Origin of the sequence: Pseudomonas graminis (assembly GCF_013201545.1) — a bacterium.
In the GTDB taxonomy this organism is placed as follows: domain Bacteria; phylum Pseudomonadota; class Gammaproteobacteria; order Pseudomonadales; family Pseudomonadaceae; genus Aquipseudomonas.
Genome location: NZ_CP053746.1, coordinates 259,016 through 272,936, shown reverse-complemented (window position 1 = coordinate 272,936; position 13,921 = coordinate 259,016). Strand labels below are relative to the sequence as shown.

Below are 13,921 nucleotides of genomic sequence, written 5' to 3'. Positions count from 1 at the left end.
TCTCCCCAGCGAACTGGAGCATTTTCGAATAAGGACTCGGCGCTAGAGCGGGTCCAGGAAGGATTTTTGAATGCAAAATACTGAAGAAATGAGCGGACAGCCCGACGCCCGGCTAATGCCCAAAGTCGAACGCCAGCGCCTGCATGACATCGTCATCGATCACTTGCGCGGCTTTATCACCGAGGGCGTGCTCGCCCCGGGCACCAAGCTCAACGAACGCGAGCTGTGCGAAACCCTCGGCATCTCCCGCACGCCATTGCGCGAAGCGTTAAAGGTGCTGGCCGTAGAAGGGCTGATCGAAATCAACCCGAACCGTGGCGCCAGCGTCGCCCGCATGTCGGAGCTGGAGATTCGCGAAACCTTCGAACTGATGAGCGGCATCGAAGCCTTCGCCGGGGAGCTGGCCTGCGAGCGCATCACCGCCCAGGAAATCGAAGACATCAAAGCACTGCACTACGCCATGGTGGTCAGCAAAAACCAGAACGACCTGCCGGGTTACTACCAGCGCAACCGCGCCATCCACGACCTGATCAACCTGGCCGCGCGCAACTCGGCGCTGCGTCAGGTCTACCTGTCGCTGAACCGGCGCATCCACGCATTACGCTTTCTCTCCAATCATCAGGCCCCAAAATGGGACCGCGCGCTGCACGACCACGAAGAAATGATCGAGGCCCTGCAAGCCCGGGACGGCAAGCGCCTGAGCAGCATCCTGCGCCACCACCTACTGGAAAAACGCGATGCGCTGATGCTGCTGGTCAGGGATGAATCCGAGCACCCGGATTCCATTCGCCGTTGACTGATTGTTGATTAGCCATTAAGGGAGCTGCCGACCATGCCCCGTGATCTCGATGCCTTGCTCGCCGCCTGTGCCGACCGATTGCCGCAACTGGAAACCCAGCGCCTCATGCTTTATGCCGGCGCCAACCTCCCCAGCGCCCGCGCCATCGCCGCGTACAACCCCGCGCTCAGCGCCTACCCGGCCATGGGCCCGACCGGTCACAAAGAACAGCCGGACACCGAACTGGTCAGCGAGCTTGAAACCTTCGCCAGCCAGGCGGCCATGTCCCTGTTCGGCGCGGCATGGGCGGAAGTCCGATTGGCCAGCTGCACCCTGGCCAACCTGGCCATCTTCCACGCCTACTGCCGACGGGGTGACAAGGTGCTGGCGCCTGCCGCCGAGCACGGTGGGCACCTGAGCCAACGCCGAGGGGGGACCCCTGAATTAGCGGGTCTGGTGGTTGAAGACCTGCCGTTCGACCGCCGCAACTGCCAGCTCGACGCAGCGCGTGCGGCCGAGATGATCACCCGAACCCGCCCCAGGCTCGTCGTGCTCGGCCGCAGCGTCATGATCAAGGCCGACGACATCGCCCCGGTGGTCAGCGCAGCCCGTGCGGTCGGCGCCAAAACCCTGTTCGACGCCTCCCACGTGCTGGGCCTGATCGCCGGCGCCACGTACCCCAACCTCTTTGACGCCGGCGTCGACCTCATCAGCAGCTCCACCTACAAAACCCTGCCCGGCCGCCCCCAAGGACTGGTGCTCGGCCGTAACCCGGACGACGCGATGGCCCTGCGCAACCTGCTCGACACCCGGATGCTTGCCAACTACGACGCCGGCCGGCTGCCCTCTCTGGCGGTCACCCTCACCGAAGCCCAGACCGGTGGCCGCGAATATGCCGCCCGCATTGTCAGCAACAGCGCGGCGCTGCATCGCGCGCTGGTCGATGCCGGGTTGCCTGTTATAGGGGCGAATGACGGCGAAGTGCACACCCATCAACTCTTGCTGCCGCTGTCACTGGATGCTGATCCACGCACCGTGATGCTCGCGCTGCAGGCGCAGGGGGTTCTCATCGGGACGTGTGTTGATCCTTCCCGCGCAGGGCATCAGGCGTTGCGGCTAGGGACGCAGTTCATCACTCGCCGAGGGATGGAAGCGCGGGACATGACAGAGGTAGCGCGTCTGCTGGGCGATGTTTTGCGTGTTGGCGCTTGCGGTCGGCTGCGCGCTAGCCCGGTCGCAGATACGGCGCAAATGGCAGGGCGCATTCAGCAAATGCTGAGCAAAAAAAAGCCGCTGGGGAGCGGCTGAAGTTTGGAGCTTGGAGGCACCACGTCGGGAGCAACGACGCAGCGAAACGACAGAAACAAAATGCTAAAAGCTGGTCAGGCGTTTGACGTTCTCCGGCTTGGGTGTGGATTTCCATCGTTCCTGCGCTGGGCGGGTTCGATGGGGTGAAGCCACTTTAGGAACGATGGACGGCGGGGGCAAATGAAACCCGGGTAACTATTTGTTAGCGAAAATGTTATGTGCGGGGGAGGGGGGGGCGGGAACTTTTATGCGCTCTGAAGTCATTCTGTCCGCTTGTGTTTGATTTCGGCCGGCTTCGCACTTGCCGTTCAGCGAAGCAGAGGCGCTCCGTTCATTAGCTGTGTAGCCAGACACTCATTAACTCGGCCGGTTGTGTCTACGGTAGTTGATGGAGCGTGAGTCATACCTGCAGCGGATAGGGGGCTGGCTCTGGAGGCTCAATACGAATGAGTAATAGCCAGCTCTCTCACTAAGTCTAGAGTGGCCGACTTGTATGGAAAAAAACGCTTGATTAGCATGAGCTAATCACAAGTATCGATCATATTGATGTGCTAAGATTTTCTTATCACAGTTAACAGCTTGGAGCGTTAAGTAAACTAATGTCTTTAACATTTTTTATGAATGGGTTTTAAACGTTGCCAGCTGAACTGGTAGGCACGGATAGCGAGGCGCACGGTTGTCACACAACCAGCAAAGCTTTTCTTTAGTTCTGGATTGGTAGTTTAGATGCACACAAAGTATCTTATATAAAACAACGGTGTTGCCGCCTGGCCTAGAAGTGGTTATCATGCAAAACGCGATGCGATAAGGTGTGGCTCATGAAAGTAAGCGCTGGAATATATTTAGATTGGTCGGAAATTGACCTCGCTCCGCTTGAAGCTGGTGTTTATGCATGGTATTCACAACTCATAATTTCCAAGGCTGACATTATAGATGTCGTCCGGAAAATTAACCAGGCTAAGGCTGTTAGCGATCAAAGTGCAAGGGAAGAAGTTTGTCTTGCGCTGGATAGATTTATATTTAATCCATACCGTGAAACTTCGTATCGTGTGATGTTGCGCGGTCAACTCAAGCCTAAGTATAGTGGTGAGATCCTGCACGAGCCGTCAAAGTCTGATTCGTTGATTAACAAGCTTGTTGAGACGCCCGAGCGTTTTGAGGTTATATGTAATGTGTTGAAAGGAGCAGCTCCGGCATTCACAGCCCCACTTTACATAGGAATGGCTAAGAATCTGAGGCGCAGGTTGCGTCAACACAAAGCGAAGATCATCGAACTGCGTAATAACTTGTCAACGGTTAGCTCTGATGATGAAATCGAGGCAGGCTTTGCGAAGCAGGTTGTAGCTCGTAACTTTGACCCTACTAATCTATTTGTTCATGTTTCTCCGGTTCAGGTGGAGTCTGATGAACACAACGATATTGAAAATATTCTTAACCGCATAAACTACCCTATATTTGGAAGGAACTAAAATGGCTTTATTGACCGAGGATAAAAGCGCGCTAGATGTGCACCTAAAAGGGACTATCGGTACATTTAGGGTAAGTGCGGAAGACGGCTCTAGCGCTGGAGTCGAGGTTAGGTACCTGCTGACGCACGTTACTCTATCTGAGCGGCAGGGGCAGGCGCAGTTGTTAGATATGTTGGCACCTGTTAGGGAGGTGTTTGATCTTGCGCAGCTTGGTTTCGATGAGATCATGCAACGAGATATCGACGACGCTCGGGTCTCGCTAGAGTTGATTCCGTACCTGTTGGATAACTCCACTGCAGGCCTTATCAAGCTCTTCCCCCCGATAGTTGCGGTTGCTCTGCCTCTACAGAACAACAGTCGTGTCCCCTCAGAGATGTATAAAACCGTATTCAGGGAAAGTGAGGCATCCAAGGAGCACCCGGGTCATAACGAAGAAAAAATTACGGCGGGCATGCAGGGTGAGGAGCAGTTTCGTTTTACTCAGTTTTCCAAGAGTGGATCGGTAATGTCTTCTGATGGTGCAGAATTAAGTTTGTCCCGTGATAATTGCGCGCTGGCAATCGTCGATGGCCAGCATCGTGCGATGGCGTTGCTAGCGCTTTATCGAAACTTGAAAAGTGGCTGGACAGACGCGCGGAGAAGTCCCTATGAGGACTATTATAAAGTTTGGCCTGAAAAAGAGATACGTAGCTATGATCTCAGTGAGCTCCAACTACCAGTTCTGATATGCACGTTTCCACAACTAGATGGCACTCAGAAGCAAGATATAGATGTGGTCCGAGCGGCCCGTAGAGTTTTTCTAACGCTCAATAAAACTGCTAAAAGAGTTTCAGATTCTAGAAACAAGTTACTAAACGATCAGGATATAGTGGCGGAGTGTCTGAGAGAGACTTTGTCTTTCGTAAAGGGGTTAGGAACTAAAGATGATACTGCCTTGCGGATATGGAATATTGAGCTCGACCAAGAAGGTGACAGAGTAAAAATTGGTAGCGATGTTGCATTCAGCGGTGTAAGTCATCTATACCATGCGATCGAACATATTTTGATGTTTGACCCGGTACGTGGAATCGAATCCAGAGGTAAAACTGGCGCGCCGAGGAAAAAATTAGATGAAGCGTATAATCGATTGGATCTTAAAGATGAACTTACGTCCGATCAGCGTGATGCGAATTCTCGGTTTAATTATTCTGATGAGATAGCCCAGGTATTCAGACAGAGATGGACCAACAATTACGTGCCAACTATCAATAAACTCTTGGGAAAAATCTGGCCATTTGAAGCGTTTTCTACGGCTACAATTTGGTTACATGAGCAATTAGTAGATCGGCGTGATACAGCTCTAGAGAAGATGCTTTTTGATGGTCAGGCCACATCTAGGACCTTTGATGATTTTAGTGAGGGGCTTAAGCGTCGCGTTGTTGATGCTGAGCCAGGTTGGACGAGTCCGGGGATCAAAGCCACGCTCAAGCGGGTTGAGGGCACGATCAATGGGCGAAGTGAGATGGTGCAATCGATGAAAGAGCAGCGGGCAGCGCTGTTCTTAAGTCATCTCAGCGGGCCAGCAAAAAAGCAAGTAATTAGTGATGATCTGGTCGCAAGGCCATTGAAAGATTCTATCGACAGGCTATTTGACAACGTCTTCTCAACAATTGCATTTCAAACTGCAGTGATCTGTACATTTGTGGAGGCGGTCCACGCTATTTCAGCCCCAATGAGTAGCTCAGCAAATGAGTTGTTAGACGAATATGTGTCTGCGTTGAATGGTCTTTTTTCTCCCAGGAACATCAGAGATTTGGAATGCCTCATTCAATCATTTGAAGGGTTTTTGGATTTAAGTGGCGGAGTAAGTGTGGTTCCGGGAGGAGCCACTTTTAGGCAGGTCGTACTCTCAGGTGAACTTCAACCTTCTGAGTGGCCAAAATTCCGATATCTGATACTAGAGTTGTGGACTTCGGAGAACACTGCTATCCAAGATTTCGTACAGCAGGATCGGCAAAAATCGCGCGAGCAAGTTGTTGCAAGCTTGTACCAACGCCGGTTACGCTTGCATTGCGAAGAGCACACGGTGCTTGAGACCAGCTTGTCTGAAGAAGTTAAATCAGAGATTCGCGAAAGGTCCATTACATTGTTTGAAGATTTTCTGAAAAGTATTCACAAGAAAACAATCAAGCTAGATCGAAGTACTTTCGGTACAGCTAAGGCTGTCTCGTCAAATTATCCGAACTCCTCGGACGAAAATTACGCGCTTGATTTGTGATATTTTGAAGGGCGCCGGTGATTCATCGGCGCCTCTCCATCTGGGCACCTACTATTTATGGCATATTAGGCAGGCGCCACCACCCTCGTCTTCCTGATATAAGTCATCGATGTCGACTGGGGATTCAATCTGATCACGTAGTGGATTTGGCCTGCGCCTTTCTAGCGCACGTCGTTTACGGACTTCAAAATCATTTTTTATTTGCTCGACTCTTTCTGGTCGCTCCAGATCATCTAGGGATTCTCCTTGACTCCATTTGAACGGCGATCCATGTTCAGCCGCATCTTTTTCATAGGACTTGGCCTCAATAAACTTTTCGGGGTGATTTTCTTTTAATCTGACCCATTCTATTTTTTGCTGAAAAAAACAAAAAGTACACCCACTGCGTGAACGCCAGTCGTAGTACTTCGGTAAACCAAGTCCGGACGCATCTAATATGTCCAGGACACCCGGCTTATCTATCCCATCTTCTCGAAATGGAAGCTTTACGATTAAGTTGTCCTGTCGTGCAATCATACCGTCCCGATGATCTTCATCCGCACGGATAGCGACATAACTGTAAACTCTGTCCCCATTACTCAGCCATGGAGTTATCCATTTCTTGAATGGCTCAAGCTTTAACTTTCGAGTACACCATCTGGTATTTGGTGAAGGCAGGAAATTATTGTACTGCCTCAACCAAAAATCAAAATCTCTATTGGGGTTCAGGCGCTCAATCGGCTTACCCAAGAACCCCTCAAGGCGACCTAAAAATTCGTAAACTTCAGGTAGTTCTTTTCCGGTGTCGGTGAAAAAGTATTTAATATCAAGTTCCGGATAATGCAAGCTCATGTAAACAGCTAAAGCCGCGCTGTCCTTGCCGCCTGACAATCCGAGTACGTGATGTTCAATCATGTGGGGTTCGCCCTTGATCATTGATTAGGAAGGCGCCAACTTCAGCCAAAGCCGCAAGAAACAAATCGCGATCCTCAAGCTTTCCGACTGACAATAACCTGTTTTTGATTTCGTCCACTTTAGGTCCGTCTTTTTCGGCGATATCAATAGTGCTACTGGCATCAACGCTTTGACGACCGCCAAACACGATCCCCATTACACGACGAGTCGAAGGCCTGCCGTGCAACGGCGCCATAGCCTCTTTCGTGCGAAATTCTATCGCCCATGATCCAATCTGGGATATCGCAGCATCAATATCTCGATCCACCCATTGCTCGGGAGGTTTACTCGTCGCGAGACTTATAACTTTCTCGATAGACGGACGAGTGCCGTCGTAAACTTCTATTCGCGTTGCAAACGCTTCTAGCAAAAAGTTACCAGCAATTCCCTTTACGTTTTTTGCTCGCATATTAAGATATATAAGGTCTTTATCTTGTTGTCCAAGAGTAGATAGCACTGCTTTATCAATTTTTGCCAGCATTTTGGGATAAGCATTTTCTAGTTCGGCTAGAACTGTCGTAAGCTTTTCAGTGAGCTCTTCTGGAGTCTCAGCCTCAAGCATGGTTGGAAGATCACTGAACAACACCTTGTGCGGGTCGTTTGCTTTTAATAAAACTGCTCTAATATCTTGAGCTAACTGAGATACTAAATGGGTTTTTTTAGTCCAGGCTGGTAGTTTATAAACTGTGCCAACCAGCGATCGAGCAGCATCTAAAGGCTCTGCATGCTGCGCGCCATCTACACGAGTGATCGGTACGATGTTGGCGATAGCATCTACTAGCCGTTGTTTGTCTTTTGACGCTGAAATATACCTAAATATTATCTTGCTCGGCGATAGTAGCCATTCATCAATTGACGCATCAGAGATTTCAGGAGTGAAAGTTCCGTCTATATACATTGCCAAGGAAGTTCTATTGGCGAGGAAAAATGCTAATGCGAATACTGGCATGAGCCCCGCACGTAGCCCGTATGGTGGTTTCGACCAAGACTCATACATATAGGACAATGTTATTTCTACTGTCCCTTGCAATAGCATTTTTTCAGTGTCCCACCAAAGGGGTAACAACGATGTCCCTTGCTTGGAGTTCGTGGGCGACACAAAATTCCAGCCATGTTGTACCAAGCCATGGAGTCCTAGGTTTTGCAAAACCGAATAATAAAGTCCTGCATCAGCGGGATGTCCGGTGTATCCAAGATTTTCTTCAGAAAAGTGTGTAACCATTCGGTACATCAGGTCTTTTCGAGCTTTGTTCGAGTTGCTTGACAAAGATTCCCTATTGATGAGCTCATTCAATACGGTAGGCGATTTATAGTAAATTTCTTCTGCAATGACAGATGCGAGAGAGGAAATTGATTGGGAACCAGTTGATGTCTGCTCTTGCCCTTTATAGTGCCAGCTGGTAAGCATGAACGCATTAGTGAGCTCATCCTCCAGCTCTGACTTTATAAAAGAAATTCTTCCCGTGACTTCACGCTTTGCCACAGAGTCGCCCTCTAGTTCGGAGCGAGTGCGGATGACTCTGTCAGAGGCTGCGAGTTCAAGACTGAGCTCTGCTATCCTTTCCGCGTTGTCAGGACATCCCATTATCACAGGCAGATTAATGAATTTCTTATTCAACAATCGGATATATTTTTTTACTTCTTTCACAGTTTGCCCAAACTCTGGCAGACATAGCAAGAAAGTCCCCGCACTACCTCTCTCTAGCGAAAAGTGGTTTAGTAGGCTTTCTACGTCCGTAATCTGGACAAGCTTTTTTGAGAACCATCTCATAGTTCCAGATGTTTGGTATAGTCGCTTAGCAAGTATCGGATGCAAGATACTTAAGTTTGATATTTGCGATACTGAATATTTTCCAATTTCATATCTGGCCTGATTAATAGCCGCGTCAATGTCAAAGTCGCTGCCAGCATATATTCCAAAAGCGCCAATATGCTTTCTTTCAACGATTATCTTTAGATTGATTAAACGGTCAATGGACGTGCGGAGGTCGACCTCGGCAATATCAGGAAGAGAACTCAGCAGAACCTGGTATTCAGCAGCCAATCCGGATCCACTTCGAAACATTTCTATCAAAGCAACGACTTTTGCAAGTCTGACATCCGTTTTCGTGCCTTTAGATTCAGCGCGGTCGACAGCGTCGCACGCTACGGCCCACCGATGACTATCTGGTGACGCCATTATGGACTGCTCTAAGTTTGTTCTGAGATAGTCCCAATAATCTGAAGGATCGTAAAAAACTCCGCTTGTATACGGCGTGCTTTCGAGGAAGTCAACGAAGCCCATTGGCTCTCTCGAGGCCAAGAATCCAAAAGTGCTCCGTTCATTTTGACCGAACCGTCTCCGGGAGATTGGACCTAGCAGAGATGCTGTAATTGGATGTAGCGGCCAACATCTGGCAAGCGCTTGGGTAAGCCCTTTTGGAGTATTCGGACGTCTCGCCGAAATTGAGTTATGCACAACGGTGCAAAATTTCTCGTCCTGGGCAGCTGACAATCCCTGGGTAAGTTCGATCGCATTCCCTACAAGTTCAATTATCTCATCCGTGGCAGACACCAGTGGGATATCGATGAATCTACCCTGTATCTTCGCCCACTCGTCACGGGTTTCTCGACCGAGTCGCGTGGCATAAGCCTCGAACGCCTGGTGCAAGATACCAACGATCACTAGCTTGCCATTGCATCGGCTCGCCGCCTCAGCTAGCTCTTGGTAAAAATAGATATCACCATCGTGTAGCGCAGCAGCTTCTAAAAACTTGCCCAGTTCATCAATTACTATCAGCACCCCTTGATCATGGCTGTTCGCGAGATCAACTAGGTCGTCAATCACGCTACTTGTTTTTTTCCTTTTTATAGGTGCGTGGGTTTTTTGTAGAGCTTTAAAAAGCTCGGATTCAATACCACTACGCTTCCCAACAACTGGTAGGATTAGCCACCCATCTCCCTTGGTCTCAAAAGCTTTCGCCAGATATCCATGCTCTGAAACTCTGAGGATTTTCTCAGCAAACTGCCGGTGTTCTTTGTTGCTACCAAGCAGCGAGCATAGCAGCAAGGCCAACGATGACTTCCCACCACCGTAAGGCCCAGTCCAAGTGAAAGCTCGTTGGCGTGTCTCGACTAATTGTCGAGCCATATTCTCCAACACCGCTCTTGACGTTCCTTGGCAAATATACCCCGAAAGCGCGTCGTCTCTGCCCAGGTCCGCATCAAGTCTAACCGATCGTAAAAATTGGCGAGAAATCTTTACTACATCAGAGAGCTTAATTTGACCGCCATTTTTTTGAGTTTCAAAGTTTGACATATGCGACCCGTAAGAAACTTTCTTTCGCTTTTTCGATATCTTCGTTTGTATTAAGCTTCACAGCTACCTGCTTAATCCCGGCCTGTTCGGTCCATAACAGCTGACCTTGGGTGAGTTCTTCCAAGGCCATTAATCGTTCTGCAACAGACTGTTCGTCCAGTTTAAAAACCCGACCGGGGGAATGGTAATCATGCGCTATCTTGTCAAACGCCATTACTGAGCTTGAGTGGTTAAGCTCTGACCAATAATCAAGCATTGCATATGCAAATATGCCATCTGGTAGAGTTCTCTTATTGCCACGGCGAAACTCGAAGCTGTCTTTATTGTTTTGCGTAACTAGGCCAAGTTCCCCTAGTAGAGATTCGCTCAGCTCTTCCGGAGACTCTCCTCCAAGTTTTGGGACATAGCTTCGTATACAACACTCAACATCACGCTTAAGCGTGGCAACTGAAATCCTCAAATTGTGCTCGCTGATTAGTCCGACTAATGCTTCTACTATGCTTTCCCGCTTAAAGGTTTGTTGGGTAATGTGGTTAAACACGTAGAACCAAGTGGTGGTTTTTTGCGGTGTACTCGATAAAATCCAATGCATCAGCCAAACGGTTGCAGGGCTTTCACAAAATGGGTCAAGACCAATATCAGGATCAAACAAAAGATCTGCCAATTTGGATGGAATGTAACCCCCATCCTTTTCTTCAATAATCTTACATGCCGATGCCCAAAACCTTATCGAAGTGACCATGTTTTTACCCACGCCAAAACGTGCGATAGACTGGTCTTCAGAAAAAATAGATTTCGGCGCGACGAGCCCGAGATTACGGTAGTAAGAAACGGCATCATATGCCTTGCGTAGCCAGAGCTGTCGCAGGGGGAAGGTTTCATGGCCCGAGAACTGAGGGCGCTGATCAGGGCGTAGAGTAATCATATCTAGTCGTTCGGATCGCGGACTGGAGGGTTCCGCCAGTCTAACGTATCTGTTTCTGCACTGTATAAATAAACACTCCAGCGCATCCTATCTGTGATTTGATATTTCTATCAGGATTCCTGTATCAATAAAAAAGGACCACGAAAGTGGTCCCGGCACTTAGTCCTTGATATGCGTCAATCCCAGCTCAAAGCCCCACCCGTCTGATACTCAATAACCCGCGTCTCAAAGAAGTTCTTCTCTTTCTTCAAGTCCATGATCTCGCTCATCCATGGGAACGGGTTGGTGGTCCCTGGATACTCTTCTTTCAACCCAATCTGGCTCAAACGACGGTTCGCGATGAATTTGAGATAGTCCTCCATCATCGCTGCGTTCATGCCCAGTACGCCGCGAGGCATGGTGTCGCGGGCGTATTCGATTTCCAGTTGGGTCCCTTGCAGGATCATCTGGGTTGCTTCTTCCTTCATTTCGGCGTCCCACAGGTGTGGGTTTTCGATTTTGATCTGGTTGATCACGTCGATGCCGAAGTTCAGGTGCATGGACTCGTCACGCAGGATGTACTGGAACTGTTCTGCGACGCCGGTCATTTTGTTGCGGCGACCCATGGAGAGGATCTGGGTGAAGCCGCAGTAGAAAAAGATGCCTTCCAGGACGCAGTAGTAGGCGATCAGGTTGCGCAGCAGTTCTTTGTCGGTTTCGACGGTGCCGGTTTCGAACTTCGGATCGGAGATCGAGCGGGTGTATTTAAGGCCCCAGGCTGCCTTTTTGGCGACCGACGGGATCTCGTGGTACATGTTGAAGATCTCGCCTTCGTCCATGCCCAGCGATTCGATGCAGTACTGGTAGGCGTGGGTGTGGATCGCTTCCTCGAAGGCCTGGCGCAGGATGTACTGGCGGCATTCAGGGTTGGTGATGAGGCGATACACGGCTAGCACGAGGTTGTTGGCAACCAGGGAGTCGGCGGTGGAGAAGAAGCCCAGGTTGCGCAGGACGATGCGGCGCTCGTCGTCGGTCAGGCCTTCCGGGTCTTTCCAGAGGGCGATGTCCGTGGTCATGTTGACCTCTTGCGGCATCCAGTGGTTGGCGCAGCCGTCGAGGTATTTCTGCCAGGCCCAGTCGTACTTGAAAGGCACGAGCTGGTTGAGGTCGGCGCGGCAGTTGATCATGCGTTTTTCATCGACCGCGACACGGGCGGCGGAGCCTTCGAGTTCGGCAAGACCTTCAGCGACGTCCAGTTTGTCCAGCGCGGCTTTGGCACGGGCGATGGCATCGGAGTCGTTTGCGCTGACGGCGCGGGCTTCAAGCGCAGCAGCACCACCGGCGCTGTCGAGTTTGTCCATCGCGGCTTCGGAAGCGTGGCCGGCGTTGGCGCCTTTGGCGGGTTCAGCGGCGTCTTCTTTGTCGAATTCGTCCCAGCTCAGCATGGTGAGGAGGCTCCTGCTAGAGGACCGGTTTTACGCGGCCTGTGGATTTCAAAGTAAGCGTTGCCAGCGTTGCTGATAGCGGGGCTGGCAACGGGAATAGGTTGGGTGGTTCTCGGTGGTGCTTACTGTGATTGATCGACGAAGGCGCTAAACGTTGGTTTAGATCGATCAACGAACATGCTGCGAGGGTTGCCTGCGTTGCACCTGCGAAACAAGTCAGCAGAGGCTGATTTCAGAGGGACGGTTTTGCGAGTGCAAGCGGTCATTTTGAGTACCCTGGATGAGCGCGGGATTATACAGATTTTGCCCGGCGCAGGTTCGTCCGTGACGGAATTTGAGGGCCGATTTGCCGTCATTTTCCTTTGCGTCAATTCCCGATTCGTGCGTTGGGGAAAACGGCCACTGAATCAGGTCGGATCACGTATCTAGTGTGTCTTTGTGTTGCGAGACACATCATATAGTGCGTCAGAACGCTCGGCAATCGGTTGACAGGCGTCAATGTGTCGCTACGAATGCGGCGACAGAAGCGGCTTTTTTGCTTTCAGACGGTCATCGTTGCGGATTCAAAGGGCCGCAGCTTCAGCCGCCATAGCATCGGCATTGAACGGCCTGCAATGTGGATGCAAAAATTGGGACCTAATCGCGACGAATGGCGTTCCGCACGTGCTCGTCCACGCGAATCGAGCTTCTTTGCAATCAATTGCAATCAACCCCAATCGCCCCCCCAACACACCGCTCAAACACCCGCACCATCCCCTCATAATCACACCCCACCGCATCCACATTCGCCCGTAACCATTCCTCCGCCTCCACCGGCCACCAGCTGATCTCAAATCCCGCATTCACAATGATGTGCTCGAACAGAATCCGCTGCGCCCGCCCATTCCCCTCTCGAAACGGATGAACCACGTTCAAATCCCCAAACAGCTCGGCACTCGCCGCAATCAAGGCTCCACGATCCAGCTCCTGAAACCAGTTCGCGTCGGCCAACACCTTGAACAGCTTGTTGGCCTCGGGCTCGATGCGGTGGGTCACGCAGAAGTGGGTCTGGTCTTTGGAGATGTCGACGGTGCGCAGTTCGCCCGCCCAGTCATAGAGATCGGCGAACAGCTGGCGATGGATGGCTTGCAGGTAGCGCAGGTCGTAAGGAGGAGGGGAGAAGTCGATGGCTTCGGCGGCGACTTCGGACAGGTCGCGCTCGGCTTGCGCCAGGGTTTCTGCGTCGGTGAGGTCGAGGCGGTTGCGCAGCACGGTGCTGCCGGGCGGACAGTAAGGGTCCTGTCCGACGCCGTATTTGTCGACCATCAGGCCTGTTTTTTGCGGTAGCTGGTGAGCAGCTCTTCCCGGGAGGGCAGGCGGCGTTCGGAGTCGGCGGGCGAGCTCTCGAAACCTTCCAGACGCAGGCTGGCGGCGTAGTTGGAGCGGCGCGTTTTGGCGCAGTAGGCTTTTTTGGACTCTAGCGAGGCAGCTGGCATGGGGCGTTCTCCTGGCTGGGCAAGAGGTGAGTGTAGCGGAAATGGGAGAGGGGG

Annotated in this window: 10 protein-coding genes; 4 read left to right on the top strand and 6 right to left on the bottom strand. The window is 51.1% G+C overall.

From position 1 onward, the window contains the following. Positions 1-70: 70 nt before the first annotated feature. From FX982_RS01285 to FX982_RS01270, 4 genes are all read left to right on the top strand, one after another. A complete protein-coding gene (locus tag FX982_RS01285; RefSeq protein WP_172609344.1) occupies positions 71-796 on the top strand; it encodes a GntR family transcriptional regulator in 726 nt (241 codons plus the stop codon). A gap of 36 nt (positions 797-832) precedes the next feature. Further along, positions 833-2,086 carry a glycine hydroxymethyltransferase gene (locus FX982_RS01280; protein ID WP_172609343.1) on the top strand — a complete coding sequence of 418 codons (1,254 nt, stop codon included), beginning with the start codon at positions 833-835 and terminating at the stop codon, positions 2,084-2,086. An 818-nt stretch (positions 2,087-2,904) separates the two neighbouring features. After that, a complete protein-coding gene (locus FX982_RS01275; protein ID WP_172609342.1) occupies positions 2,905-3,555 on the top strand; it encodes a GIY-YIG nuclease family protein in 651 nt (216 codons plus the stop codon). Position 3,556: 1 nt separating this feature from the next. Further along, the gene (locus FX982_RS01270) at positions 3,557-5,812 is read left to right on the top strand and encodes a DNA sulfur modification protein DndB (protein ID WP_172609341.1); all 2,256 of its coding nucleotides are present in this window, start codon (positions 3,557-3,559) and stop codon (positions 5,810-5,812) included. Between the two features lie 51 nt (positions 5,813-5,863). Here the strand turns inward: FX982_RS01270 and FX982_RS01265 are convergent, their stop codons facing one another. The 6 genes from FX982_RS01265 to FX982_RS01240 form a co-directional block, all read right to left on the bottom strand. Further along, positions 5,864-6,706, bottom strand: a complete 843-nt coding sequence (locus FX982_RS01265; protein WP_172609340.1) for a phosphoadenosine phosphosulfate reductase family protein — start codon at positions 6,704-6,706, stop codon at positions 5,864-5,866. After that, the gene (locus FX982_RS01260; protein ID WP_172609339.1) at positions 6,699-10,043 is read right to left on the bottom strand and encodes an ATP-binding protein; all 3,345 of its coding nucleotides are present in this window, start codon (positions 10,041-10,043) and stop codon (positions 6,699-6,701) included. The genes FX982_RS01265 and FX982_RS01260 overlap by 8 nt, the downstream gene beginning before the upstream one ends. After that, entirely contained in the window at positions 10,030-10,968 is a 939-nt protein-coding gene (locus tag FX982_RS01255) for a DUF4007 family protein (protein ID WP_172609338.1), read from the bottom strand. Before FX982_RS01255 ends, FX982_RS01260 begins: the two co-directional genes overlap by 14 nt. A gap of 176 nt (positions 10,969-11,144) precedes the next feature. Continuing rightward, a complete protein-coding gene (locus tag FX982_RS01250) occupies positions 11,145-12,392 on the bottom strand; it encodes a ribonucleotide-diphosphate reductase subunit beta (protein ID WP_037012114.1) in 1,248 nt (415 codons plus the stop codon). Positions 12,393-13,088: 696 nt separating this feature from the next. Beyond that, complete coding sequence (locus tag FX982_RS01245; RefSeq protein ID WP_172609337.1) at positions 13,089-13,697, bottom strand: putative adenosine monophosphate-protein transferase Fic; 609 nt, start codon at positions 13,695-13,697, stop codon at positions 13,089-13,091. Next, positions 13,697-13,867, bottom strand: a complete 171-nt coding sequence (locus FX982_RS01240; protein WP_139214569.1) for a YhfG family protein — start codon at positions 13,865-13,867, stop codon at positions 13,697-13,699. The genes FX982_RS01245 and FX982_RS01240 overlap by 1 nt, the downstream gene beginning before the upstream one ends. Positions 13,868-13,921 lie beyond the last annotated feature (54 nt).